The sequence below is a fragment of the Rhodanobacter sp. C03 genome (genome assembly GCF_002001175.1).
Lineage (GTDB): Bacteria > Pseudomonadota > Gammaproteobacteria > Xanthomonadales > Rhodanobacteraceae > Rhodanobacter.
The window spans coordinates 1,191,826-1,218,639 of record NZ_MUNT01000001.1 but is presented as its reverse complement, the minus strand read 5'-3'; the positions used below and the strand labels follow the sequence as shown (position 1 = coordinate 1,218,639).

Sequence of the window (26,814 nt, the reverse complement as noted above, 5' to 3'; positions counted from 1 at the left end):
TGATCCGACTTCACTCTTCCTGCAAGAGCATCCCCGGAAAATATCTTCGAATGCGATCGCTGGGTGGGCCGCCGGAACCTGAACGAGCTCGATGGACAAGGTCAACACGCCCGCTGCCACGCCGTTATCGTTACTACAGCCGCGTCATGCGGTGACAACGGAGGAACCTTGATGAACAGCCTGCCCCTGAAATTGGCTCTACTTGCCGGCCTCGGACTGACCTTCGCCGGTGTCGTGTATGCACCGCCGGCCGCAGCACAGGTTTCGGTTGGCGTCGGCATCAACGTCGGGCCACCCGCACCGCGTTACGAGCGCGTACCACCGCCGCGCGCGGGCTACGTATGGGCCCCGGGCTATTGGCGCTGGAATGGCCGACGCCATGTATGGGCCGGCGGCTATTGGGTTCATGCCCGCCCCGGCTACCACTATCGTCCTGCGTACTGGGCGCACGGCCGTGGTGGCTGGCGCTTCCGCCAGGGCTACTGGGGTCGCTGAACACGCAACAACCTGCGAAGAGCGGACTGCTGTCGTGAAGGCTTCCGCCCCATGACACTGCGCAACACAATGCAACGTTACGCAACGCCGCACCACACCCTCAACCTTGATCAGGAAGACTGTTGACCATGTCCATTCGCCTTGTTGCCCTCGCTTCCCTTGTCACCGTCACTGCACTGGCTGCTGGCTGTGTGGTGGAGCCGGCGCGCCCGATCTATGCGCGCCCCGCCCCGGTCTACGCCCCCAACCCGGGGTATGTGGAAGTGGTGGCGCCACAGCCGCCGCCGCCGATGTTCGTGGAAAATGTAGAGCCACGCCCCGGCTTTATCTGGGCCCGCGGCTACTGGCGCTGGGATGGCCGGCGCTATGTGGCGGAACGCGGCCATTGGGAACACATGCGGCCGGGCTACCACTACGCGCACCCGCACTGGGAACAGCGTGGCGACGGCTGGCACTGGCGCGCCGGTGTGTGGGTTACCGGCTGATACGTCCTGCGTCTGATTCGTGGAAACGCCCCGCCTGCCGGGGCGTTTCCATATTCGCCGTGACCATCCGCGGCGACGGCATCCCTCAGCAGTAAACTCCTTCGTGACACACCCGCTCGATCCATTCCCGATACGGAGCAACATTCCATGGTTCACCGCGTTGTTGCGTTTGCCCTGCTCGCTGGCGTCACTGCACTGGCCACCGGTTGTGCTGATCAGCCGGGTCGACCACCGGTCGTCCATCACCCCCTGATGTACCGCACTTACGCGGGAGACCTGGTGGTATCGCGGGCGCCGCCGCCGTTTGTCATCGAGCCGGTCCAGATACGCCGCGGTTATGTCCGGGCCCACAGCTACTGGCGCTGGGATGGTCACGACTACGTGGCAGTCCCCGCCCAGTGGATACCCGAGAAGCCCGACTCCCGCTATGTGGACGCCAGCTGGGAGCAGCACCGCGACGGCTGGCATTTCCGCCCAGGCCACTGGATCTCCCTCTGAATCACGTCCGCTACTAGCCTTCAAGCGGGACTTTTCGTGCATCTGCAGCTTCAATACGCCAGCGACTTGCTGCGCCGCGGCATCACCTCGCGACGCGACGTACTAAACTTCGCGCCTTGATTCATCGCCCCGGCTTCGGTCGGGGCGTTGAGTTTCCGGCTTTCACGCCCTTTGACGGGGCCGTCCCCAGCCCCGCCAATCCTCTGTAGATGCCCTCCGGCACCGTAAATCATGGAGTCACCGTTCCAATGATCTTTGAAACCATCGCCAAGACCGGTCACGAAGAAGTCGTGTTCTGCCACAACAAGGATGCCGGCCTGAAGGCCATCATCGCGATCCACAACACCGTGCTGGGCCCCGCGCTCGGCGGTTTGCGCATGTGGCCGTACAAGACCGAGCAGGAAGCGGTGAACGACGTGCTGCGCCTGTCGCGCGGCATGACCTTCAAGAACGCCGTGGCCGGCCTGAACCTGGGCGGCGGCAAGGCGGTGATCATCGGCGATCCGAGCAAGGACAAATCCGAAGCGCTGTTCCGCGCGTTCGGCCGCTTCGTCAACTCGTTGAACGGCCGCTACATCACCGCCGAGGACGTCGGCATCGACGTCAACGACATGGAATACGTGTTCCGTGAAACCGAATACGTGACCGGCGTGCACCAGGTGCATGGCGGTTCGGGCGATCCGTCGCCGTTCACCGCCTACGGCACGCTGCAGGGCCTGATGGCCGCGCTGCAGTTCAAGCACGGCAATGAAGACGTGGGCAAGTACAGCTTCGCCGTGCAGGGCTGCGGCCACGTCGGCAGCGAGTTCATCAAGCTGCTGCGCGAACAGGGCGCCAAGGTGTTCGTCACCGACATCAACAAGGATGCCGTGCAGCGCTGCGTCGACGAGCTCGGTTGCGAAGCCGTGGGCCTGGACGAGATCTACGACGTCGACGCCGACGTGTACTCGCCGTGCGCGCTGGGTGGCACCGTCAACGCACAGACGATCGACCGCATCAAGGCGAAGATCATCTGCGGCGCGGCGAACAACCAGCTGGCCACCGACGAGATCGGCGACGAACTGCAGAAGCGCGGCGTGCTGTACGCACCGGATTACGCGGTCAATGCCGGCGGCGTGATGAACGTGTCGCTGGAAATCGACGGCTACAACCGCGAACGCGCGATGCGCATGATGCGCACGATCTATTACAACCTGGGCCGCATCTTCGAGATCAGCAAGACGCAGAACGTGCCGACCTACCTGGCCGCCGACCGTCTGGCCGAGGAACGCATCAACGCGATCGGCAAGATCAAGCTGCCGCACATGGGCAACAACGGCACCCGTTTCCAGGGCCGCATGCGCGGTCAGTAAGCAAAATACTTACTGTCACAGAAGAAGCCGCCAGTTCCCTGGCGGCTTTTTTGTTGGCCCCGCGGCATCTGCCGGCACTGCCCGCGCACGTAGGCTAAAATCGGCACTCTGCACACCAAAGGAGTTCGTGATGCGCCCGTTTCCGCTTGGAGAAGATATCGACTTGCTGCGCCATACGGTGCATGCATTTGCGGAAAAGGAGATCGCTCCGCGCGCTACCCAGATCGATCACGACAACCTGTTCCCGGCGGACCTGTGGCACAAGTTCGGCGAGATGGGCCTGCTCGGCATGACCATACCGACCGAGTACGGCGGCACCGGCATGGGTTTCCTCGCGCACATGGTGGCGATGGAAGAGATCTCGCGCGCATCCGGCTCGGTCGGCCTGTCGTACGGCGCGCATTCCAACCTCGCCGTGCAGAACATCTTCCACAACGGCAACGAGGCGCAGCGGCGCAAGTACATCCCGAAGATGTGCACGGGCGAATATATCGGCGCGCTGGCGATGAGCGAACCGGGTGCCGGTTCCGACGTGGTCGGCTCGATGACCTGCAAGGCCGAGCAGAAAGGCGACGTGTGGGTCGCCAACGGCTCGAAGATGTGGATCACCAACGGCCCTGACGCCGACGTGTTGCTGGTCTACATGCGCACCGCGCCGCGCGTCGCCGGCAGCCGTTGCATGACCGCCTTCATCGTCGAGAAGGGCATGAAGGGTTTCTCGACCGCGCAGAAGCTGGACAAGCTCGGCATGCGCGGCTCGAACACCTGCGAGCTGGTGTTCGAGGATTGCGAGATCCCGCACGAGAACATCGTCGGCGAGGTCAACGAAGGCGTGCGCGTACTGATGAGCGGCCTCGACACCGAGCGGCTGGTGCTGTCCGGCGGCCCGCTCGGCCTGATGCAGGCGGCACTCGATCTCGCCCTGCCCTACGTGCGCGAGCGCAAGCAGTTCAACGCGCCGATCGGCACGTTCGGCGTGATGCAGGCGAAGATCGCCGACATGTATACGCGACTGCAATCCTCGCGCGGCTTCGCCTATATGGTGGCGCAGCAGTTCGACAACGGCGTGAAGTCACGCATCGATCCGGCGGCGTGCCTGCTCAATGCGTCGGTCAATGCGGTGCAGGTGGCACTGGAGGCGATCCAGACGCTCGGCGGCAACGGCTACATCAACGAGTTCCCGGCCGGCCGCCTGCTGCGCGACGCCAAGCTGTACGAGATTGGCGCCGGCACGAATGAAATCCGGCGCATGCTGATCGGCCGCGAGTTGTTCCACGGCAAGGCCTGATCCAGTTAGGCATGCAAGGTCGTCGCGCCATGCATCGGCGCAGCGACGGTCTGGTGCAGATCGAAGATCATCAGTTCGTTGTCGCCAAGGCGGAACCATGACGCGGGACAGTACAACCGTTGCTGCGGACCGAGGTTCCAGTAACGGCCAAGCAACTGGCCATTGACCCAGAGATAGCCCTTGGCCCAGCCCGACATGTCGATATAGCTGTCGCCAAGCTGGTCGAGTCGCAAGGTGGCCTTGAAGAAAATACCCGGGCGCGATGGTTCGCTGACCACCGGTTTCAGTTGACGGATATAACCCTCGTCCAGCGGCAGGCTGTAGACGTTCCAGTCTTCGACCTCCTCATTACCGAGACGGATGCTGCCGACGATGCCCTTGCGATCGGCCATCGCCTGGCCGTAACCGACGTGACCGAAGCTGTCGACCAGGACGTCGAGCTGCGAAGTCTTGCCGTCTACGATGACTGGCAGCTCAACCCGGTTGCCTGCTCGCAGTTTGGCGTGCTGCACACGCGAAACGTAATCGACGTAGTGTCCATCGCTGAATACCGTGGCGTAGTCGCGCACACCGTCGAGCGTCAACGCTGCGGCGGCGGCAGGGATCTTCCTGCGATACAGCACCAGGCCATGATCCTGCGCGAACAGCAGTTCATTGGCCTGCGGTTTTTTCGCGGCCCTTGGCGCTGGCAGGTTGTCCCATAGCGAGGCATGCGCCACCGGCGTGATCGCCGCGAAACGGATCGCCGCTGGTGGCGCCGGCACATCAGACAGCGGCTGCGTTGCGTGCTCGGCAAGCAATGCGCGGAACGCATGATAGTCAGGCGTAGCTTCGCCGCGCTCGTTGATCGGCGCACCATAGTCGTAGCTGGTGATTACCGGCTCGAAATGCGAGTAGTCGCCCTTCGCGTTGGCGCCGGCGCTGAAACCGAAGTTGCTGCCGCCGTGCACCACGTACAGATTGAACGAACGGCCCTGTTGCAGAAGCTCGCGCAATGTCGCCACATAATCGCCGCGCTGGAAGTCCGGGTCGCCCCAGTGTGTGAGCCAGCCCGGATAGCCTTCACCGACCCACACCGGCGCCTCGCCGGCTATCGTCTGCGCCGTCGCGAAGTCGGTATCGCCATCCAGACCCAGCGCCGTGCCGGGCGGATAGGTGTGTTGTTGCTGGAGCTGGCCGAGGCCATCGGAAATCGTGAACGGGCCACGGATGCCATGCGCTTCCCACAGTGCCTGCAACTGTTTGAGGTAGTCCAGATCATGGCCGAACGAGGCGTATTCGTTCTCCACCTGCAGCATCAGCACGGGACCGCCGTTGTACGCCATCAACGAATGGATGAGCGGCGCGATCGCGTCGATGTAGCGCTGCACGGCGGCCATGTAGTCGGGATCGTCCTTGTTGCGCACGCGGATATCCGGCTTGCGCAGCAGGTACGGCGGCAGCCCACCGTAATCCCACTCGCCGCAGATATACGGGCCGGGCCGCAGATAGACCCACATGCCCTCGCGCTGGCACAGGCGGATGAACTGGACGAAGTCCCGGTTGCCCGTATGCAGGTCGAACACACCCGGCTCGCGCTCCAGGTGGTTCCACATCAGGTAGATCGAAATCGTGTTGAGACCCATCGCCTTCGCCATGCGGATGCGATGCAGCCAGTACTCGGCAGGGATGCGTGCCGGATGCATCTCGCCACTGCGGATCTGCATCGGCTTGCCATCCAGCATGAAGCTGTGTGCCTTCAGCTCGAGTCGGTGCGGACGGCCATCCGGGATTTGCCCAACCACCCTGCCTGTCGAAACCGGGAAGGCATGACTACGCACGCTCAACGCAGCCAGCGGCGTCAGTGCCGTCAGGCGCAGAAAATCCCGTCGCAGCATGAGTCTTCTCTCGTCAATCGATGACCGGTGACAGCAAGCTCAAGGCAGACAGGGATTGCACCGTCTGCCGTGAGCTCTGGCGCACTCAAGAGCCGGATTTTGCCGGCGTCAGTTCCAGTGTCAGCACCTCGAACGGTGCCAGCGTGATCGTCTGCGGATGGTCCGCGTCCACTGCCAACGCAGGCTTGCCGGCATCGGCCTGCCACGGGCTGTGCGCGCTGAACTGGCGTGCCGCATCGGGTGGCAGCTCCAGTTGGCGCTGCAGATCGATCACCGCCAGCTGCGGCTTCGCATCCGGATTGCGCAGCGTGATGATGGCCTTGGCCGGGGACCACGAGGCCCAGCCGTACACATTCAAGCGGCCAGGATCCCCACCGATCCAGTGCGTATCACGCAGCACATCGGAGTTCGCACGCGACCAGCGCGCGGATTCGGCGAGTACGTCCCAGTCTTGCGTGCTCAGCAGCGACGGTGTGATGTACATCTCCTGCAGCTCGGTGCCGGTAGCGAAGTACGAGTGCACCTCGTTGGCGAAATCGTGGCCCGAATCGGTGTTGAGCTTGCGGTTTTCCTTCGCATAGATGATGCCGTGGAGCATCAGCGAATTGATCGGGAACAGCGGGCCCTTGATCACGATGTTCTGGTAGGTCTGCTGATCGCGATAGGTGATCCAGCGCTCGCGTGTGCTGCCGACACCGGTTTCGCTGTCGTCCTCGCCGTCACGCCAGATGGTGTCGGCGTAGCGCAGCCAGAACGGCGACGGATAGGTACCGGTGGTGAGGTTGATGAAGGTGTCCGGCTTGTCCTTGCGGATGTCATTAATCAACTGGATCGCCGCAGCGAAGTCGCTGTCGAAGCGGCTGCCCGGAAACACGCTGTCGGCATTGCCGGTGCCATCGAACTTGAACTGGTTGATGCCGTTCTTGTCCAGCAGATCCATTACCGCATCATGAAAGCGCTGGTAGTACTTCGGGCCGGACAGCGCGAGGCCATCCTTGACGATCTCGTAGCCGGACTTCGCGCCGCGCTCTGCGCGTTCCTTGGCCGGCGGACCGTAGCCGCCCCATGGCGACAGCCACACACCCGGTGCCGCACCGTATTTGGCCGCGGCCTGCTGCAGCGGCACGAAGCCATGCGGGAAATCCTTGCTGAAATGCCAGCTGCCGCTGCGGTCGTCCCAGCCATCGTCAAACAGATACGAGTCGAGCGTGACACCACGCTTTACATGCAGCTCGTTGCCAATCGTATTGATCCGGTCCAGCGCCTGCGCTTCGGTGTATGGCGTGAAGTAGCCGATGTCGTACCACGAGTTGTAATGCAGGAAGGTGCGATACGGATGCGCCCGTTCGCGCTCGATGTAACCGGCGAAATCACGACGCATCTGACCCTCGCGCACCACGCCGATCACCGCCGAGTAATCAATCGTCTTGCCCTGCTCCAGCGGCAGCGTGCGCGACAGTGTGAGTCTCACATCGTTGTGGCGCACCTCGCTGTCCGACAATGGATACTCGAAGCCGAGATAGACATCACCGGCCGTTACCGGCGAACCCTGCACATCGCCGATGACCTCGGCATCCGCCACCTGGGTCTCCAGCAACGACACCTTGGCAATCTTCTCGCCCTGCTTCAGCGCGGTGATCGACACCAGCTCGCGCAGGTAGGGTGAGCCATCACGCTGTACAAGTTGCCAGTCGACCCGGAAGCGACCCTCGGCATCACCGAAACTGGCCTGGATCGACTTGCCGGGAAGACGTTCGACCAGACGCGATGCGTTCGCGTTCACCGGCAGCGCCTGTTCGTGCGGCGCAGTCAAAAGGCGCATGTCGGCGGCACGGATGATCTTGCCATCGGCCATGACCAGCGCAAACGGCGCCAGCATCTTGAGCGACTGCTGATGCACGCGGTCAACGATGACCATGTCAGTGAGATGCTGCTGATCGATCTTCCAGCTTGCCTCGATTGCGGCGTTGCCGAAGCGATCGAGGCCGGCCTGGTCGGAGAACGTCGCCGCGCCGGGCTGTAGTACGAGCGAGCCGGTGGCCACGCTGTCGCCGGCATGCGCTGTACTCGTGACCATCAGGGCCGCGCACAGACACAAAGTCATACGTGAAATGCGCGCAGACGTGTGCCGCGAAGTGGTGGCCGCGGCCGCACTGCTGACAACTGACGGACTGAAACCAAAGGGAAACATGGCTACCTCTTCATTTGATTGATTCGACCGCTACCACTTGACGGAACCGACGGATGTATTCGAGTGGCGTGCTATGGCACGCCACTCGACGACGCCTTACTGGAACGTGTAGCGCACTACCAGTTGCGTGGTGCGCGGAGCCTGCCATGTAGCCGCCCCATAGGAAGGATTGAGCAGCCACGGGCTGCCATTGCTTGGCACGCTGCCCTGGTCATAGATCTGGTTGGAGTCAATGCGCCCCATGCGGTTGGTGATGTTCTTCACCTGCAGATCCACGCTCAAGTGATTCGCCTGGTTGATGGCCCAGTCGTAACCCACGCCGAGATTCCACTGCCAAAAGAACGGCAACCTTCCCGCATTGCCTAGCGGCGCTGGCAGGCCATTGCAATAGTGGCTCCCTGCCCCGTACTGCGAGGCCGGGTTGTCGACATCCGGATAAGTACCAATACAACTCAACGGTTCGCCGGTGTGCATGACGAGCGTACTGCCAATGCGCAGGCCGGAACTGAAGTAGTACACACCATTGATATTGAGCGCATTGCGAATATCGCCGGCAAGGTCACCGTGGCCATATTCCATCAGCCCCGGAAAATCCCAGTAAGTCTGCTCACCCGGACCACCACCCGTACGCTCGCTGAGATTCAGCAGGCCATCGTCGTTGCCGTACAGATGCGCCCAGGTATAACTGACGTCGACAAAATACGGCTCTGCCACCGTGCGCTGATGGGAGAGCTCCAGCGTGAGGTGCGCGTACCTGCGCGCGGGCGGAGGTCCGAACACGCTGCCTGGAATGGTCAGTTGCTGCAGCTTGCCGTCACCGTTGTAGTCACGGGTGAACACCTGTGCGATGCCGGGGTTGAATTCCGGGCAGCCGCTTGCATCCACGTAGTTCGGATAACCGTGCGTCTGCGCCCAGTCGGTGATGCCCTGGTTGTAGCAGACATCGTCGATGATGCGTTTGAGCTGGCTGAAACCTGCTTCGGCCATGGACGTCCAGTTTGAACCCAGGCTCTTCTGCAAGTACACCTGGAACTCATATTGGTAAGGTGCCTTGATGTTCGAGGTGGCGACGTTGTAGTACGTGGGTGCCTGGCCATTGACCAGAGTCTCCTGCTGCCCGATCTGGCTCAGGCCAGTGGGTGCCTTGGTCGTCGGATCCATGCCGGTATAGGTGTAGTACCGATTCCACGTATAAGCCGCACCGGCGGCACCGTTGTTGACACTGGACGGAATCGCCAGGGCATATTTGCCAAGGTTGACGCCCAGCTTGGTCGAACTGTCGCCGTCGACATCCCACGCCAGACCCAGCCGGGGTGACAGGATCGGCATGCGCAGGAAATTCTGGCCGTTGATGTTCTTGTTGATGAACGTGTCGAAACGCGCTCCCATGTAGGCCACCCAGCGATCGGCAACCTGCCAGTAGTCGTCCGCGTAGAGTGCCTTGTTGACCGTGCTGAATGCACCACCGTTGGCTATGTAGGACTGCTGCACATACTGGCCATTGGCAGGCGCAGGCGAGCCATTCCCCAATAACGTTCCCGGCCGGTCGTAATAAGTCCAGTCGCCGCCTTCGGTGGTTGCATTCGTATTGTTGATGTAGTGCTTGTAGTGCTCGGCACCGATCGTGAGCTTGTGGTCACCGATGTTCCAGGTGAAATCACCCTTGAAGCCGCGCTTGTAATACTGGAATGGGTAGAGCTGATCGGGTGTATTGGAAATGCCGATGTTGCGGGACTTGCCGGTGGGATCCACTTCAGTCACATAAGGCAAACCGGTGCCCGAGCTTGAGGTTGGACTCAAGGACGACTGACTGAGATAACCTCCCATCACGCGCAGGGCCATGTCGTCGTTGATCTGCCAATGGTAATTGCCGATCAGGAACTGGTTCTTGACCTTGGCTGCATTCCAGCCGTAGTAACTGCCGACCGAATGTGGGTCATAGTCGGTAGCAAGCGCGTACTGGTTGGTGAAGCTGTTGTTCCAGTCTTTCTCTCCCACCACATTCAACGACTGGTTGTTGGTGATGTTCCAGGTCAGGTTGACCAGCGCGTTCTTGTCGCGACTCGAATTGTCGTATTGGAAATTCTGCCCATTGCTTGTCGATGTGTTCGGCGGGGTATTGCCCAGCATCGCGAAGAAGAACAGCTTGTCCTTCACCAGTGCCCCCGAAGCCCACAGATACTGGGTGGCGCTGCTGCCATGGGTATTGGCAGAGTCGTAGTTGTAGTAGCTGCCGTCGGATGCGTACGAGTTGTGCTGGCGCGGTTCGAGCAGCCGTGACGTGGGCGGCGTGTAATACAGCGAATAACCCGCCTGAAAATTATTCGAGCCCTGCCGCACGGTGGCCGACATGATGCCGCCGGTAGCATTGGTCCAACCGGTGCTGCTGTTGGCGCTCAATATCTGCACGGAGCTCAGCGCTTCGGCCGGCAAGGCGGTTGCACCCAGGCCGGTGTAGTCGTAGGTGGTGTCGAATTCGTTGTAGTAGGAACGGTTCTCGGCCGGGCTGGCACCACCCATCTGGACCAGGCCGGTGGTCTGGTCGTCGTAGCGCACATTCGACTTCAGCAGCGCGATGCTCTCCAAACCACGCCCGGTCGGCAGCTGATTGACCAGGTTCATGCTGTAGTTGCTGGACAGTTCCGGTGTGCTGACGTCGATCGGTATGACATCCGTGTCACGCGCCACTCCGCTGACATGAATCGTGGAAAGCGTTGCCGCATTCACGGCCGATGCGGAGGTACTCGTGGCAGCGGCGATGGAGGCGGTCGGCACTACGGTCTGCACGTTCGGACTTACCGTAACCGTGCGCGTGCCAATGACCTCATCGCCTTGCGATACGGTCACCGTGTACTTGCCGGGATTGAGGCCAGCCAGGTTGTAACGCCCATCGTTGTCCAGATGCAGCTCCCGGTGATAGCCGGTACTCGCATTGCTTACTTCGATCGTCACGTTCTTGGCATTCGGCTCTCTGCCATAGAGGCCGCCGGTGATCGATTGTGCCATCGCGACATTCGCGCCAAATGCGCTCAGTAGCGCCACGGCGAGCATGGTTCGCTTGAAACCGCCAGCTTTGCTTACCCTGCCTACCTTGTTTCCGCCCTGTGCATGCGCGACAGCAGGCAGCCACTTCGTGCCATTACCTTCGACGGTAAAACCACCATTCTTTTCGCTACACATGAACTGCCTCTCCCGTGATTCGCTATCGCACTGCGCAGAAATGACATCTCCCCTCTGTCGCAGACCGGTCTTGGATACCTGTGGAAAATTCCCATTCCCACGACTTGTTTGCACCTTCACCAAATTTCGAGCGCAAGTGTCTCCACCGGACCGGTTGATGGTCCGTTTTGACTCCCTGCTTTTCAGTCAAGCCAGGCGGTGCACTCGAACCTGAGAGAGCAACGCCTCTACCGCCCGCCGTTCGACGAAACCGGTTTCCTCACCTTGCGCATTGGCGGCGCCGCAAGCGACGCCCAAGCGCAAGGTTTCTTCCAAATTCATGCTCCGCGCCATGCCTACCGTGACGCCGGCCAGCAGGCAGTCGCCCGAGCCCACCGTGTTGCACACCTGCGCCAGCTCGATCGCGGCATGCCAGACGCCACTCGCATCGGCAGCCACCGCGCCCAGCGCGCCCATCGTCACTACCGGCATCGCGATGCCGCGCGCATGCAGTTCGCGAACCGCATCCACCGCCGTCGCGAGATCGCCAATCGGACGTCCAAGCAATTCGGTGATCTCGTCGCGATTGGGTTTGACCAGAAAAGGTTGCGCCTGCATGGCGTGCTGCAGCAGCTCGCCGCCGGCGTCGACCAGACAACGCTTGCCGGCATCGCGCACATGCGCGGCCAGTTCGGCATAGGTGGCTGGTGCAAAGCCACGCGGCAGGCTGCCGGACAGCACGACCAGATCACTGTCATCGACGCCACGTCGGAACGCCCGCAGCAACGCCTCCTGCTGTGCACTGTCCAGCAACGGACCCTGACCGAGGATTTCGGTGATCTGGCCGCTCGCATCCTGCAACGCGATGCAGGTGCGCAGGTTGTCGGCGACCTCGATGCCGTGGAACAACACGCCGCGTTCGCACAGCTGCCGACCGATCATGTTGCGGTGCGCCGGGTCGACCAGGCCGACCAGTTGCACGCGCTCGCCCAACGCGGCAATCGTCTGCGCCACGTGCAAGCCCTTGCCGCCGGGATACACCTGTTCATCGAGGGCACGACTGACTTCGCCGGGACGCAGCATGTCCAACCGGATGAGCCGGTCGATCGCCGTGTTGAAGCCGATGACGGTGATCACGGTACGTTCGCCAGCAGGGTATCCACTTCCGACACGCTGGCCTGGCCGACCGTACCGCCGGTACGTCGCGTGGAGAGACTGCCGCAGGCACTCCCCCAGCGCATGCAGTCACGCAGCGTCTGGCCGCGCAGCCACGCATGCAGAAAACCGGCGTCGAACGAATCGCCGGCACCGGTACTGTCGACCGGCTCGACGGCAAACGCCGGCACTTCGAGCAGTTGTCCCTGATCCAGGCTGGCGCAGCCGAGCTGGCCGCGCTTCACCACGGTTTGCGTGCGTCCGTTGTGCAACGCACGCAGGCCATTGAGCACCTGCTCGCGGCCCGTGATGGCCGCCAGCTCCATCTCGTTGGGCAGGAACAGGTCGACTTCCGCCAGCGTGTCGAGCAGGTCGGACGCCCACGTCTGCTCTGGATCGAAGCCGGGATCGAGCGAGGTACTCAGACCGGCCGCATGCGCACGCGCGAACAGCGCGCGGCAATCCGGCCGCAGCGCAAGCTGCAGGTAGTACGAGGAAACATGCAGGTGATCGGCGCCGGCCAGCAACGCGTCGTCCACTTCGTCCGCACGCAGCGCGGCAATCGCGCCGGGGAACGTCACCAGCGCGCGATCCTGCGGCGTCGACAGTGAGACGGTAACACCGGTGCGCAAGGTCGCGTCCGGCTGCACGGCGGCAATGTCGATGCCGGCGGTACGCAGCGCATCGAGACAATAGGCGCCCCAGCTGTCGTCACCGAGCTTGCCGTGGAACGCCACGGGATTGCCCAGCCGGGCCAGCCCCATCGCACAGATCATCGAGGAACTGCCAGGCGTCATGCAGAAGTCGTCGGCCAGCACCTCGCGGCCCGGCGCGGGCAACGCATGGCAATGCTTGAAGACCAGATCGACGTTGATTTCGCCGACGACCAGGATGCGCTTCATGCTTCCTCCCCATGCCCGTTTTTTGAGCTGCGCTCGCTGTGCATCGGAAAGTGCTCGACCACACGCGTCAGCACGCCCTGCGACGGCGTATCCGGCTTGCCACCGAGCTCCAGGCAACGGAAGAACGCGAGCAGTTGTCCGACGACCACATCCGCCAACAGCGGCAGTGCATCGTCCGCCGCATCCAGACCCGCCAGCTCCACCGCCACATCGTGCGGACCCAGCACATCGGTCGGAATGCCTTCGCCCACCAGCACCCGGGTCATGCCGAGTTGCTTGCGCGACAATTCGCGCAGCAGGTCGAGTTCGTATGCACGCACCGCCGGATCGGGCGACAGGAAACCGACCACCAGACTCCGCTCATCCAGACTGGACATCGGTCCGTGGCGCAGGCCGAGATAAGTCTCCGCCATGGTGACCACGGCGCCGCCGCTCATTTCCAGCATCTTCAGCGCGGACTCGTGGGCCGCGCCGAGCGCACCGCCGCTGCCGAGATAGACGACGTTACTGAATTCACCGCGGGCAACCGCCGCGAGCGCATCGGTCTGCTCGTCGAAGATGTGCTGGACGCTGCGCGCCAGCCGGTTCACCGCGGCGCTGGTGTCGTTGCCTTCGCGCTGAACCAGACCGAAGCCGGCCAGCAACAGGTTGGTGAAGCTGCTGGTCATGACCAGGCTGCGGTCATTGGTGCGTTCGTCGAGCACCAGGACGGTGACGCGCGGATCGTTGCGATAACGGGTGGCCAGTTTGCCATCGGCGTTGCAGGTGATGACCAGATGGCGGTAGTCGGGGGCATCCGCCAACAGGCGGTCTACTACGCCGCTGCTTTCCGGGCTATCGCCTGAACGCGCCAGCGAAATCAGCAAACCGGCTCCGGGTGGTAGCACACTGCGCCAATGCGTGAGCAAGCTGCCCGCGGCGATCGCCTGTGTCGAGATGCCCAGGCCGAGCTGCAGGTGGGGCGCCAGGCATTCGCCGATATACATCGAGCTGCCCGAACCGGTCAGCACGATATGGCTCGGGCGCGGCACCAGCGCTGCCTGCAGTTGCTCGCGCAACTGCGGCTGGCACAGCAGGTCGGCCGTGCCCAGCCAGGTCGTCGGCTGCTGCAGAATCTCGCGAATGGTATCGGCATAGCCACGCGCCTGCTGCTCCGCCAACGGCGCCGCAAGCAGCGCATCCAGCGACATCGAAAATTTCGTTTGCTTGCCTAATTTTGACATTTTGCCAAATTCGATTGAATATGAAAGTATGTAGCTTCCGAACCGAGAGTATTCGAAATGAAACAAAGCTTGCAAGAGGTTTCGAACACTGGCAGCCAACTTTCCCGGCTCGCCCTGTCCCATGGCAAGCGCACTCGCCTGTGGCGGCTGCTGTATGGCCACGGCCCGCGCAATGGCAGCTTGCTGGTGCTGCCGCTTGATCAGGGACTGGAGCATGGTCCCACCGATTTCTTTCCCCACCCACCGGCCGTCGATCCGAGCTACCAGTTTGAGCTCGCCGCGGCCGGGGGCTTTTCTGCCATCGCGCTGGGCATTGGCCTGGCCGAAAAGTACATGACCGAGTACTGCGGCCGGGTGCCGCTGATCCTCAAGCTCAACGGCAAGACCAATATCGCCAGCGACGCCGAGGCCACCTCGCCGCTGTTCGCTTCGGTCGAGGATGCCGTGCGCCTCGGTGCCGACGCGGTTGGCTACACCATGTACGTGGGTTCGCCGCGCCAGCACGACGAGATTCGCCAGTTCGAGAAGGTGCGCCAGGATTGCGAGCGCTTCGGCATGCCGCTGGTCATGTGGGCGTATCCCCGAGGCAGCGCCGTCAACGCCAAGGGCGGCACGAATACCTTGTACGCGCAGGATTACGCTGCCCGCGTCGCGCTGGAGATGGGTGCCGACATCGTCAAGCTGCACGAACCGAATGACAGCCTGGCGAATGTGCCGGCGCCCTACGACAAGCTGCAGGAAGACGCCGGCGCGCGCTGCGCACGCGTGGTGCGTTCGGCCGGCCGCACGATGGTGCTGTTCTCCGGCGGCGAGAAGAACGACGATGACGCGGCGGTACTGCGCAAGGTCGAGTTCTACATGCAGTCCGGCGCCAACGGCGTGATGTTCGGTCGCAACATGTGGCTGCGTCCGTTCGAGCAGGCAGTGGCGCTGACGCGACAGGTACATGACATCATGGCGAAATATCCGCGCTGAGCAGGTGAGGCAGGTCGTTCGATGAGTCACAGCTCTTCCAGGTCACCGCAGCAGCTGATGCAGGCCGGCTGCCTGTGCTGTGCACCGCCCACCGGCGCCGGCACGGTCAAGGTCGAAAGCAGCAAGAATCCGTTGCAGACCCAGCCGGACGCCGGCAAGAGCGGGCTACGACTGAAGGACTTCTGCCCGCGCAGCATGCTGCAGGTGCCGAAGACGCACATCGAGCGCCCGCGTTTCCCGGTGATCGACGTGCACGCGCACCTGACTTGGTCGAGCAGTGTCCGCAACGGCATCTCAGTAGGCGAAGAAGTCACCCTGTTCGCCCAGCCCGAGGATCTGCTGCCGGTCATGGATCGCAAGGGCGTCCGCACCCTGGTGAACCTCACCGGTGGTGTGGGTGCCGGGTTGGAAAAGAGCATCCGCAGCTTCGACCAGGCCGCACCCGGGCGTTTCCTCACGCTCACCGAGCCATCGTACGAACACTTCCCCGAGCCGAACTACGCGCAGTTGCAGGGTGACGCAATCGCTCATGCCAAACGTGTCGGCGCACGTGGCCTGAAACTGCTGAAGACGCTGGGCCTGTATCTGCGCGAGCGGATCGACGAAGGCCCCTTGGTGGCGGTGGATGACCGCCGCTTCGATCCGATGTGGGAAGCCTGCGCCGCGCACGACATGCCGGTGTTCCTGCACGTTTCCGATCCAGAGGCATTCTTCCTGCCCACCGACCCGACCAACGAGCGCTACGAGGAACTGGCCAACCATCCGGACTGGTCGTTCTACGGCCCGGAGTTCCCGAGCAACGCGGAGCTGCTCGCCGCACGCGACCGCATGATCGCGCGCCACCCGAAGACCACTTTCGCGCTGCTGCACGTGGGCAACAACGCCGAGAACCTAGCTGCGGTTGCTGCGTGTCTGGATCGCTACCCGAACACCGTGATCGACATCAGCGCACGCGTCGGCGAACTCGGCCGCCAACCGCGCATCGCACAGCGCTTCTTCGACCGGTACCAGGATCGCATCCTGTTCGGCACCGACGCGGTGCCCTCGCCGTACGGTGACGACGTGCCGCAGCAACTGTTCGGCGACGAGCTGTACGAGATCTACTACCGCTTTCTGGAAACCGAGGACGAGTACTTCGATTACGCGCCGGCGCCGACGCCGCCACAGGGGCGCTGGTCGATCTACGGACTCGGTTTGTCGGACACGATTCTCCGCAAGATATACCATGACAACGCCGCCCGACTTCTGCATATCGACCCATGAGTGAAACCCCGATCGCCTCCCGCCGCCTGCTGGTTGAAGAACGCCGCCGCCTGATCGTCGAACTGGTGGAACAACAGGGCCGCGCCACGGTGGAAGAACTGGCGACACGCTTCAACACCTCCACGGTGACGATCCGCGGCGATCTGGAAGCGCTCGCACGCAGTTCGGCGATCGCCCGCTCGCACGGCGGTGCCTTGCCGGTGGCACCGACAACGAACGACACGCCACTCAATATCAAGGAAACCCGCTGGCATGCGCAGAAACTGCGCATCGGTCAGGCCGCGGCGAAGATGATCCAGGATGGCGAAACGATCATCCTCGACTCCGGTTCGACCACGGTGGAGATCGCCCGGCAGATTCGCCAGATGAAATTCGAATCGCTGACCGTGATCACCAACGCGCTGAACATCGCGATGGAATTGTCCGGGCTGCCGCAGATTCGCGTGATGATGCTGGGCGGCATGCTGCGGCAAACCTCGTACTCACTGGTCGGCCCGGATGCCGAGCAGGCACTGGCGAAACTTTCCGCCGACCGGCTGTTCCTCGGCGTCGACGGACTCGATCCCGAAGTCGGCGTGACTACGCCGGACCCGCTCGAGGCGGCGCTGAATGCGCTGATGATCCGCGTCTCGCGCCAGACCATTGCCGTGCTCGATGCCAGCAAGCTGGGACAGCGCAGCCTGTCGGTGATCACCCCGGTGCAGAACCTGCACATGGTGATCAGCGACACCAGCGCCCCCGCCGAAACGGTCGAAACCCTGCGGGCTGCCGGCGTGCAGGTCGTGCTGGTCTGACTCAGCTGGCGGGCGACGTCGCCGCCGAAGCACACGACGTCGCCAAACGCACCCGCATTCAGAACGCCCAGCTGAAATTCAGCGTCGCCATCTTCGCCTGCTGGCTCTGGCCGAAGTACTGATCGTAGCCAAGCTGCAGATTGGCGCGCGGCGTGATGCCCCAGCCCAGCGAGGTACCGACCACACCGCCATAGCGCGACAGGCCGATGCCGCCGAGCGGCGCGTACTGGTTGACCCCGCTGAAGCTGGCGTCGAACACGTCCCCACGCAGGCCGAACGATTGCTGCCACAACGCCCGCGTCTGCAGGCTGAGAGTGCCACCACCGGCCAGTGTCCAGTCCCGCGAGGCACGCAGGCCCACGCCGGCCTGCCAGCGCGATACGGTCTGCGCACTCGACTTCAGGCCGAAGCCGTCGGCACCCAGTTCGTCGAAGCCGTCGCGCTGGATCTGTGCGTACTGCAGATTCACGTAGGGCGTGACCTGGGTGCGACCGAGTGCCAGCCGATAGCCGCTTTCACCATAGGCCACGCCGTAAGTGCCGTTGCTGTCGCTGCCGACACCGGCGGATGCGCCGCCCAGCTGCAGCTGACGATTCATGTCCTCGCGGTAATCGCCGAACCCGAAGCGACCCATCGTGTACCACGAGCCGCGGATCACGCCGCCATACAGCATGCCTTCCAGTGCATGGCTGTAGCCATGGTCCGCGCTTTCGCTGAGCTGGCCCAGACCCTGGCTCTGGCTCAGCGCATAACCGGCAAAGCCATCGCTGCCGATACGCTGATCCGCACCGACCATCACACCGCTGAGGTCGTAGCCGACATCGCTATAGCCGCTGCGCGACATGTCGCCGTGATAGCCGATGCTCTGCGTCCAACCGCCCGCCAGTGGCGTATCGAGCAGGTGGTCGAAGCGATCGGACAACGCACGCGTGCCGGCGTCGATCGCCTCGAATGTCATCGCGGCGCTGGCTGCATGCAGCTGGCCGGACAGGCTTTCCAGCGAACTCTGCACGGCGGCGACGCTGGTCGATTGCTGGAGGCTGGCGGCGGCCTGGATGAAACCTGCACTGACCGGACTGGTTGTGCCCGATGGCACAGTCGTTGCGAGCTGGGTGTCAATCTGCCCGAACGCGTTCTGCACGCGCTGTGCGGCACCAAACGAAGCGGCGGTATACGCCAGCCCCTGGACTGCGGTGACCTGCACCTGCTGCACGTTGAGCCATGCGTTGTTGGCGTCATAGCCAAGCGCTGCCGTGAGCATCACATTGGAGGCCGTGTTCAAGGCGCTGAACGTGCCACTCAGGCCACCGGTGGCGCTGAGTACTGTCGTATGCGAATTGACCACGTAGCCCGAGTTCGTGCCGGTCACGAACAGATCACCGCCGCTCAGGCTGGCGCTGCCGGTGACATTCAGTGCCGAACCCAGCGACACCGCCAGTCGGCCGGCGCCCTGTTGCGTGTAATTGCCGCCTACTGTGACATTGCTGTTGCTGACACCGAGCACCCCGGCATTGGTCACGCTGCCGCCGATGGTCTGGGTGCCGCTTACCGTGGCGCCGGCACTGATGCTTACACTGGAGGCCAGCGAATTCGCGGTCAATGTGCCGCCCTGCACCTGGGTCATGCCCGTATAACTCGACGGCTGGGTCAGGTTGAGCGTGCCAGTACCCTGTTTGATCAGGCCGCCGGCACCGGAGATCGGATTGTTCCAGCTCGAACTGCCGCTGAAACTGACTGTGACGTCGCCCCAGTTGAATTGCATGGGTCCGTTGACCGCCTTGCCGACATCCAGCTCGCCGTAACCGAAGGTTGGATTCGGCTGCGAGCCGCCGAGCGGATCGGCGGTACCCAGCAGGGTCTGCCGCACCAGGTCATTGGTGAAATACGGATAGGCCTGCCATACCAGCGCCGCCGCGCCCGATATCTGTGGTGCGGCAAACGATGTGCCTTCCACGATGTAATAGCTCGGACTGGTGGTGCTGGCCGTGGTGCCTTTGTCCAATACGATTACATCGCCTGGCGCAGCCAGGCAGTAGTTCATCGCGATGCCGCACTTGTCGGAATAGCTTTCAAGCTGGGTCGGGTTGTTGCTGTTGACCGCAACCGCGACCAACCAGCCCTTTTCCAGCTCCGGCGCAAAGCTGGGCAATGCCGCGATATCGCTGGGATTGGCCGCAGAGTCGTTGCCGGCGGCGAACACGACCAGGCCGCCATGCTGCAGCACGAACGGATCATAGGCAGCGCCAAACGCCTGGTTGATCGATGCGTTGGTGGTATCCCAGTAAATGCCGCCCCAGGAGTTGTTCATCACCTGCACGCCGGCACTGATCAGGGCCGGATTGAGGGTCTGCGCGAAGAATGCGGCATCGGCGGCGGTGACCGGATTGCCCTGGCCCGAGCCGTCATCCGTCGGCTCGGTGTCGTTGATGATGCGCGCCGACACCAGGCTGGCGCCGGGCGCGATGCCACCGGGGAACTGGGCGAACGGCGTGCCAGCGGCGATCCCTGCCACCCAGGTGCCGTGGCCAACCACGTCATCGATCGAGGTATTGTTGGTCGAGGGATCGACGTAGATCAGTTCCTGCAACACCCGTCCTGACACCGTCGGATTGCTGCGCATGATGCCGCTGTCGACGATGCCGATAGTCACGCCCGTACCGGTATAACCCTGCATGTGCGCCGCATAGGTATTGGTGAGCGAGAGCTGGGCGTCGAGTGGTGGCGGTGGCAGCGCGGTCGACGGGGGTGGCGGTGCAGGCGGACCCGCCGGGGTCACCGGCGGTGGCTTGACGTTGCTGCCACCACCTCCTCCACAAGCGCTCAGGCTCAGCGCCATGGCTACCAGCAGTGTCATTTCACGATGCCGCAACCCCGAACCAAGCGTTTTCATCATGCGCCCCCGCGATGCTGTCCAAGCCCTGCACCACGTGCGTGCCGGACACGTCGCGATGCCTCCCAGTGCGCATCTTGACACAACGAAAATTCAATGAAATATCCCGCGACACGTATCCGACGCCGAGCCGGCACGGTTTGCCGTATTTTGCGACAGGCTGCGATAATCGCGGGGTTATCTGTCAGGCGTTCGCGCCTTCTGTCTTCAAGTGGAGTTACCCATGTCGGATCTCAGTGTCGTCATCGCCGGAGCCAAGCGCACGGCCATCGGCTCCTTCCTTGGCCAGTTCACCGGTGTCCCCACCACGAAGCTGGGTGCCACCGCGATCCGTGCTGCGCTAGAGCAGTCCGGAGTCGCGCCGGCCGATGTCAGCGAGGTAATCATGGGCTGCGTGCTGCCGGCCAACCTGGGCCAGGCGCCGGCGCGCCAGGCGACCCTGGGCGCCGACCTGCCGGCCAGTGTCGGCTGCACCACGATCAACAAGGTATGCGGATCGGGCATGAAGGCGATCATGTTGGGGCACGATCTGATCAAGGCTGGCTCGGCGACCGTCGTGGTAGCCGGCGGCATGGAGTCGATGACCAACGCGCCGCACATGGTCAATGCACGTACCGGCATCCGTTATGGCGACGGCCAGCTGATTGACCACATGGCATGGGATGGTTTGACCAATCCGTACGACGGCAAGTCGATGGGCGTGTTCGGCGAACTGTGCGCCGACAAATACCATTTCACCCGCGAGGACCAGGACGCGTTCGCCATCGAGTCGGTCAAGCGTGCGCAGGCCGCACAGCAGAACGGCGCGTTCGCCGGTGAAATCGCTGCGGTCACCGTGAGCGGTCGCAAGGGTGATGTGCTGGTCGATACCGACGAGCAGCCGGGTCGCTCCGACATCGCCAAGATCCCGACCCTGAAGGCCGCTTTCCGCAAGGAGAACGGCACTATTACGGCGGCCAGCTCATCGAGCATCTCCGACGGTGCCGCTGCGCTGGTGCTGCTGTCGGCCGATGACGCGAACAAGCGCGGTCTGAAACCGCTGGCGCGCATCGTCGCGCATGCCACGCATGCGCAGGAGCCCGAGTGGTTCACCACCGCGCCGGTCGGCGCGATCCAGAAGGTGCTGGACAAGGCCGGCTGGAAGGTGGCCGATGTCGACCTGTTCGAGGTCAACGAGGCGTTCGCGGTGGTCGCGATGACGCCGATGAAGGAACTCGGCATTGCGCACGACAGGCTCAACGTCAACGGCGGTGCCTGCGCGCTGGGTCACCCTATCGGCGCCAGCGGCGCCCGCCTTGTGGTGACCCTGCTTAATGCCTTGAAGACGCGTGGTCTCAAGCGCGGCGTTGCCAGCCTGTGCATCGGCGGTGGCGAGGCCACGGCGATTGCGGTGGAATGTATCGACTGAAATCAGGTCGCCATACCCATTTCGTTACCCCGCACATGACGCCCGGTTAAATCGGCGTTTAATGCGCCCTGAAGCACGATTATAAAAAATGTGGCGCAATTTCCGCGAAAGCGTTATTAATACACGGCCAAATGGCATTCCACGGCATAGGAGATCCACCATGAAGTTTACGCGTACCCTTCTCGCCTCCGCGCTCGTCGCGTTGCTGGCGGCTTGCAGCAACGGCGCGCAGGATTCCGCGCAGGACGCCCAGAAGTCGGCTGACACCGCTCAGCAGGCTGCTGATACGGCACAGCAGGCTGCTGCATCTGCGACCGCTGCTGCTCCGGCCGCTGCTCCGGCTTCCACCGCTGCTGCTCCGGCTTCCACCGCTGCCGCCCCGGCCTCGACCGCTGCTGCTCCGGCTTCGACCGCTGCTGCTCCGGCCAGTGCCATGAGCTCGATGAAGAGCGCCGCCACCAACGCTGCCGACGCTGCCAGCAAGTCTGCTGACGCTGCCAAGGATGCCGCCAGCGCCGCCAAGGATGCTGCGGCCAAGGCCAAGGACGCGATGGCGGGTCATTAATCCCCTTCATCAGCAACCGAAAAACCGGCCGCCTTGTGCGGCCGGTTTTTTTTCGCCCGACTGCAAGACAACCGGCGCCGGTTCAGATACATGGCAGCGACGGCTATCATCTGGCGCTTGACCACGCTGATCGCCACGAACCATGAGCATGCAGCTATGAGCCCGCACCTATGAGTATTCTCGCCTCGCAGATCGATTCCCGTTCGCCCGAGTTCCAGGCCAGCAGCGCGCAGTTACGCAATGTGGTGGACGACCTGCATCGCGAGCTGATCCGCAGCGCCGAAGGTGGCGGCCCCAAGGCACGTGACAAGCACACAGCCCGCGGCAAATTGCTGCCGCGCGAGCGCATCCGCGCCCTGCTCGATCCCGGTTCACCGTTCCTGGAACTGTCGCCGCTGGCCGCCCACGGCATGTATGACGATGCGGCGCCCGCCGCCGGCATCATCACCGGCATCGGCAGGGTCAACGGGATCGAAGTCGTCGTCGTAGCCAACGATGCCACAGTCAAGGGTGGCACCTATTTCCCGATCACCGTGAAGAAGCACCTGCGTGCGCAGGAAGTGGCGCTGGAGAACCGCCTGCCCTGCGTCTACCTGGTCGATTCCGGTGGCGCGTTCCTGCCGCTGCAGGACGAGGTGTTTCCGGACAAGGAGCACTTCGGCCGGATTTTCTACAACCAGGCACGCATGTCATCGCTCAATATTCCGCAGATCGCGGTGGTGATGGGCTCATGCACCGCTGGCGGCGCCTATGTGCCGGCGATGAGCGACGAGACGATCATCGTGCGTGAACAGGGCACGATCTTTCTCGGCGGTCCACCGCTGGTGAAGGCAGCTACCGGCGAGGTGGTGGATGCGGAGACGCTGGGTGGCGCGGACGTGCATACGTCCATCTCCGGCGTGGCCGATCACTATGCCGAGAACGATGCGCATGCACTCAGCATTGCGCGCGACATCGTCGCCAGTCTCAACCGCAAGAAGGACATGCCGCTGGCGTTGCGTGCACCGGTCGAACCGAAGTATCCGGCCGAAGAACTGTATGGGGTGATCCCGCAGGACACCCGTCGCCCGTTCGATATCCGCGAGGTCATCGCGCGCATCGTCGACGGTTCCGAGTTCCACGAATTCAAGGCGCGCTACGGCAAGACTCTGGTCACCGGCTTCGCGCATATCCATGGCTACCCGGTGGGCATCATCGCCAACAATGGCATCCTGTTCGCCGAAAGCGCGCTCAAGGGCGCGCACTTCATCGAGCTGTGCAACCAGCGCAATGTGCCGCTGGTGTTCCTGCAGAACATCACCGGCTTCATGGTCGGCAAGAAATACGAGCAGGCCGGCATCGCGAAAGATGGCGCCAAGATGGTCACCGCGGTGGCCTGTTCGCACGTGCCGAAATTCACCGTGGTGATCGGCGGCAGTTTCGGCGCCGGCAATTACGCGATGTGCGGCCGCGCCTATGGCGCCCGCTTCCTGTGGATGTGGCCGAACGCACGTATCAGCGTGATGGGCGGCGAGCAGGCCGCAAGTGTGCTGGCCACGGTGAAGCGTGACGGCATCGAAGCTGCCGGCAAGACGTGGAGTGCCGAAGAGGAAGAGGCCTTCAAGGCACCGATCCGCGACCAGTACGAACGCCAGGGTCATCCTTATTACGCCAGCGCACGGCTGTGGGATGACGGCATCATCGACCCGGTCGACACCCGTCGCGTACTTGGTCTGGCGATCTCCGCGTCACTCAATGCACCGATCGAGCCGCAGCGCTACGGCGTTTTCCGCATGTAGCCAGATGGCAAGTGTCGGCCAAGTCTGCCGACACTTGCCGCTTCAGTCTTGCGGCACTTCACCGCGCAGCCGCACGTCGTTCGGCAGCATGTCGACACGCTCCACGCTTTCCTCGCGCTGCGACTCGAAGAAGCGCTGCACCTGCTGACAGACGGCCATGGTGTTTTCGCGGGCGATAGCCGAAACCAGGAACCACGGCTGGGTCCAGTTCAATTCGGCGATGATCTTTTCCGCGACCGCCTCGCGCTCATCCTCGGCCAGCATGTCGGCCTTGTTCAGCACCAGCCAGCGCGGGCGTTCGAGCAGTTCCGGATTGAATTTTTCCAGCTCCCGTTCTATCGCACGCACCTGCCCGGCCACATCGGTACCGTCGATCGGCGCGATGTCGACCAAGTGCAACAGCAGACTGGTACGGGCCACATGGCGCAGGAACTGGATGCCCAGTCCGGCGCCGTCCGAAGCACCCTCGATCAGGCCGGGAATGTCGGCGATCACGAAACTCGAATCAGTACCCAGGCTGACCACGCCCAGATTCGGAACCAGCGTGGTGAACGGATAATCCGCCACCCGCGGCGTCGCCGCGGAAACCGCCCGGATGAAGGTGGATTTGCCGGCATTCGGAAAGCCGAGCAGTCCCACATCGGCGAGCAGGCGCAGCTCCAGCTTCAGTTCGCGCGCTTCGCCCGGCGTACCCGGCGTGGCCTTGCGCGGCGCACGGTTCACCGACGTCTTGAAGTGGATGTTGCCCAGGCCGCCCTTGCCGCCCTGCGCGACCAGCATGCGCTGGCCGTTGCCGGTGAGATCGCCGATCACCTCGTCGGTATCGACGTTGGTGACCATGGTGCCGACCGGCACCCGAACGACCGTGTCTTCGCCACCCTTGCCGTACATCTGGCTGCCCATGCCGTTCTGTCCGCGCTGCGCCTTGAAGCTGCGCTGATGGCGGAAATCGACCAGGGTATTGAGGCCTTCGTCGGCCACCAGCCAGACCGAGCCGCCAAAGCCGCCATCACCGCCGTCGGGGCCACCGAACGGGATGAACTTCTCGCGGCGGAAGCTGATGCAGCCATTGCCGCCATCGCCAGCCTGGATCTTGATATTGGCTTCGTCGACGAATTTCATGGTTGGGGTCCCGCACTCTTCATAGATCAGGGACAGGATAACCGGACGGCTTCCTGCACAAACGAAAAGCCCCGCCGAAGCGGGGCCTTCGCTATCGCATCGCGTAAGGCTTACGCCTGCACGACGTCGACGAAACGGCGATTCTTGTCGCCGCGAACTGCAAACTTGACGGTACCGTCGACCAGCGCGAACAACGTGTGGTCACGACCCAGGCCCACGCCGGTACCCGGATGGAACTGGGTGCCGCGCTGACGGATGATGATGTTGCCGGCTTCGATGGCCTGGCCACCGTAGATCTTGACGCCAAGGTATTTCGGGTTCGAATCGCGACCGTTGCGGCTGGAACCTACGCCTTTTTTATGTGCCATGACTTAGTGCTCCAGTTGCTCAGGCGTTGATGCCCGTGATCTCGATTTCGGTGAAATGCTGACGGTGACCCTGCTGACGCTTGTAATGCTTGCGTCGGCGGAATTTGATGATGCGGATCTTGTCGGCACGGCCGTGCTTGCGAACGGTGGCGCTGACGGTGGCGCCTTCGACAACCGGCGCACCAACGGTGACCGACTCGCCGGTACCGACCAGCAACACCTGGTCGAAGCTGATGGTGGCGCCTTCTTCGGCGGTCAACAGCTCCACGCGCAGGACGTCGCCCTGCATGACACGGTACTGCTTGCCACCGGTCTTGATGACTGCGTAACTCATGGGAATGCCCTTCTGTCGTTATTCTCTTGGGTATCGCCAGACCCCAAACAGGGACTGACGAACCGCGGATTATAACGATCTTCCGAAGCGCTGGTCAAATACTGACCAAGCCACGCCCGCAACCCCGCCGGGCTCTGGCCTCGCGTCAGCGCTCACCGTATCAGTGCGCGGGCTTCGTCAGCGGGGCTGGCGCAGTGGCTGCCGGACTGGCCGGGCAGCGTCCATTGGCGTCCAGGGTGCCTTTCTGTTCCAACTGCCGGACCATCGCCTGGCCACGTTCGCGCCCCCATTGCTGGCCAACCTTCATACCCTCGGCCATGGTCAGCGGCAGCTGTGTGATCACCTTCTGGCCCAGCGGCGACTGGTAGAACTTCAGCAGACCGGAGACATCCTCGGCGGTGAAATGGCTCTGATAGACCGGCACCATGCGGCCCAGCAGCTGCTGGGCACCGCTGGCGTCGATGAAATTCTGCCAGTAGGCCGCCGGTACGCATGGCACCGCCCGTCCCATCACACCAGCCATTTGCGCGTTCATCTGGCCGAACATCTGGCTCATGTGCATCACCTCGAACAGCTGGCGCACCTGCTGCTCGCTGGGCTGTGCTGCGATCGCCTGCCCGGTTGCCCCACATGCCAGCATCACGCCTGCCGCGATCCCGATCCACTGATTACGCTTGATCATCCCCACTCCC

The 26,814-nt window shown here is 62.9% G+C and carries 22 protein-coding genes; 11 read left to right on the top strand and 11 right to left on the bottom strand.

Annotated elements, in window-relative coordinates:
• The first annotated feature begins 171 nt into the window (after positions 1–171).
• The 5 genes from B0E48_RS05190 to B0E48_RS05170 all read left to right on the top strand — a co-directional run bounded on the left by B0E48_RS05190 (position 172) and on the right by B0E48_RS05170 (position 4,118).
• Positions 172–495: a YXWGXW repeat-containing protein gene (locus tag B0E48_RS05190; RefSeq protein WP_077516511.1), complete on the top strand. Its 324-nt coding sequence runs from the start codon at positions 172–174 to the stop codon at positions 493–495.
• A 128-nt stretch (positions 496–623) separates the two neighbouring features.
• Positions 624–980, top strand: coding sequence for a YXWGXW repeat-containing protein (locus B0E48_RS05185; RefSeq protein WP_077516509.1), 357 nt, complete (start codon positions 624–626; stop codon positions 978–980).
• Positions 981–1,127: 147 nt separating this feature from the next.
• Positions 1,128–1,478 carry a YXWGXW repeat-containing protein gene (locus B0E48_RS05180; protein WP_077516507.1) on the top strand — a complete coding sequence of 117 codons (351 nt, stop codon included), beginning with the start codon at positions 1,128–1,130 and terminating at the stop codon, positions 1,476–1,478.
• Between the two features lie 248 nt (positions 1,479–1,726).
• Positions 1,727–2,830 carry a Glu/Leu/Phe/Val dehydrogenase dimerization domain-containing protein gene (locus B0E48_RS05175; RefSeq protein WP_077516505.1) on the top strand — a complete coding sequence of 368 codons (1,104 nt, stop codon included), beginning with the start codon at positions 1,727–1,729 and terminating at the stop codon, positions 2,828–2,830.
• 130 nt (positions 2,831–2,960) lie between these two features.
• Entirely contained in the window at positions 2,961–4,118 is a 1,158-nt protein-coding gene (locus tag B0E48_RS05170; RefSeq protein WP_077516503.1) for an isovaleryl-CoA dehydrogenase, read from the top strand.
• Positions 4,119–4,123: 5 nt separating this feature from the next.
• On the opposite strand, the gene B0E48_RS05165 is transcribed toward B0E48_RS05170, so the two are convergent.
• The 6 genes from B0E48_RS05165 to B0E48_RS05140 all read right to left on the bottom strand — a co-directional run bounded on the left by B0E48_RS05165 (position 4,124) and on the right by B0E48_RS05140 (position 14,592).
• On the bottom strand, positions 4,124–5,995 hold the full coding sequence (locus B0E48_RS05165) for a beta-galactosidase (protein ID WP_077516501.1): 1,872 nt from the start codon (positions 5,993–5,995) through the stop codon (positions 4,124–4,126).
• Between the two features lie 85 nt (positions 5,996–6,080).
• Complete coding sequence (locus B0E48_RS05160) at positions 6,081–8,072, bottom strand: enterotoxin (RefSeq protein ID WP_254423849.1); 1,992 nt, start codon at positions 8,070–8,072, stop codon at positions 6,081–6,083.
• Between the two features lie 210 nt (positions 8,073–8,282).
• On the bottom strand, positions 8,283–11,366 hold the full coding sequence (locus B0E48_RS05155) for a TonB-dependent receptor (RefSeq protein WP_254423848.1): 3,084 nt from the start codon (positions 11,364–11,366) through the stop codon (positions 8,283–8,285).
• Between the two features lie 186 nt (positions 11,367–11,552).
• Positions 11,553–12,482: a 1-phosphofructokinase family hexose kinase gene (locus B0E48_RS05150; RefSeq protein WP_077516498.1), complete on the bottom strand. Its 930-nt coding sequence runs from the start codon at positions 12,480–12,482 to the stop codon at positions 11,553–11,555.
• The gene (locus B0E48_RS05145; protein WP_077516496.1) at positions 12,479–13,402 is read right to left on the bottom strand and encodes a carbohydrate kinase family protein; all 924 of its coding nucleotides are present in this window, start codon (positions 13,400–13,402) and stop codon (positions 12,479–12,481) included. Before B0E48_RS05145 ends, B0E48_RS05150 begins: the two co-directional genes overlap by 4 nt.
• A complete protein-coding gene (locus tag B0E48_RS05140; RefSeq protein ID WP_254423847.1) occupies positions 13,399–14,592 on the bottom strand; it encodes a tagatose-6-phosphate ketose isomerase in 1,194 nt (397 codons plus the stop codon). Before B0E48_RS05140 ends, B0E48_RS05145 begins: the two co-directional genes overlap by 4 nt.
• Positions 14,593–14,694: 102 nt before the next feature.
• On the opposite strand from B0E48_RS05140, the gene B0E48_RS05135 reads away from it, so the two are divergent.
• From B0E48_RS05135 to agaR, 3 genes are read left to right on the top strand one after another with little or no spacing between them, the layout of a single operon-like run.
• The gene (locus B0E48_RS05135) at positions 14,695–15,600 is read left to right on the top strand and encodes a fructose-bisphosphate aldolase (RefSeq protein ID WP_254423846.1); all 906 of its coding nucleotides are present in this window, start codon (positions 14,695–14,697) and stop codon (positions 15,598–15,600) included.
• A gap of 21 nt (positions 15,601–15,621) precedes the next feature.
• Positions 15,622–16,863: an amidohydrolase family protein gene (locus B0E48_RS05130; RefSeq protein ID WP_077516493.1), complete on the top strand. Its 1,242-nt coding sequence runs from the start codon at positions 15,622–15,624 to the stop codon at positions 16,861–16,863.
• Positions 16,860–17,657: a transcriptional repressor AgaR gene (agaR, locus tag B0E48_RS05125; RefSeq protein ID WP_077516492.1), complete on the top strand. Its 798-nt coding sequence runs from the start codon at positions 16,860–16,862 to the stop codon at positions 17,655–17,657. The genes B0E48_RS05130 and agaR overlap by 4 nt, the downstream gene beginning before the upstream one ends.
• 58 nt (positions 17,658–17,715) lie before the next feature.
• Here the strand turns inward: agaR and B0E48_RS05120 are convergent, their stop codons facing one another.
• Positions 17,716–20,547 (bottom strand): autotransporter serine protease, encoded by a 2,832-nt coding sequence (locus tag B0E48_RS05120; protein ID WP_077517000.1) that lies wholly within the window; start codon positions 20,545–20,547, stop codon positions 17,716–17,718.
• Positions 20,548–20,770: 223 nt separating this feature from the next.
• On the opposite strand from B0E48_RS05120, the gene B0E48_RS05115 reads away from it, so the two are divergent.
• From B0E48_RS05115 to B0E48_RS05105, 3 genes are all read left to right on the top strand, one after another.
• Positions 20,771–21,955, top strand: a complete 1,185-nt coding sequence (locus tag B0E48_RS05115) for an acetyl-CoA C-acyltransferase (RefSeq protein WP_077516490.1) — start codon at positions 20,771–20,773, stop codon at positions 21,953–21,955.
• A 160-nt stretch (positions 21,956–22,115) separates the two neighbouring features.
• Positions 22,116–22,520 (top strand): hypothetical protein, encoded by a 405-nt coding sequence (locus tag B0E48_RS05110; protein WP_077516488.1) that lies wholly within the window; start codon positions 22,116–22,118, stop codon positions 22,518–22,520.
• Between the two features lie 170 nt (positions 22,521–22,690).
• Positions 22,691–24,298, top strand: coding sequence for a carboxyl transferase domain-containing protein (locus B0E48_RS05105; protein ID WP_077516486.1), 1,608 nt, complete (start codon positions 22,691–22,693; stop codon positions 24,296–24,298).
• A gap of 42 nt (positions 24,299–24,340) precedes the next feature.
• On the opposite strand, the gene cgtA is transcribed toward B0E48_RS05105, so the two are convergent.
• The 4 genes from cgtA to B0E48_RS05085 form a co-directional block, all read right to left on the bottom strand.
• On the bottom strand, positions 24,341–25,420 hold the full coding sequence (gene cgtA / locus B0E48_RS05100) for an Obg family GTPase CgtA (RefSeq protein WP_077516484.1): 1,080 nt from the start codon (positions 25,418–25,420) through the stop codon (positions 24,341–24,343).
• Between the two features lie 110 nt (positions 25,421–25,530).
• A complete protein-coding gene (rpmA, locus tag B0E48_RS05095; protein WP_077516482.1) occupies positions 25,531–25,788 on the bottom strand; it encodes a 50S ribosomal protein L27 in 258 nt (85 codons plus the stop codon).
• 19 nt (positions 25,789–25,807) lie between these two features.
• Positions 25,808–26,122: a 50S ribosomal protein L21 gene (gene rplU / locus B0E48_RS05090; protein ID WP_077516480.1), complete on the bottom strand. Its 315-nt coding sequence runs from the start codon at positions 26,120–26,122 to the stop codon at positions 25,808–25,810.
• Positions 26,123–26,282: 160 nt separating this feature from the next.
• Positions 26,283–26,804, bottom strand: a complete 522-nt coding sequence (locus B0E48_RS05085; protein WP_077516478.1) for a DUF2059 domain-containing protein — start codon at positions 26,802–26,804, stop codon at positions 26,283–26,285.
• Positions 26,805–26,814 lie beyond the last annotated feature (10 nt).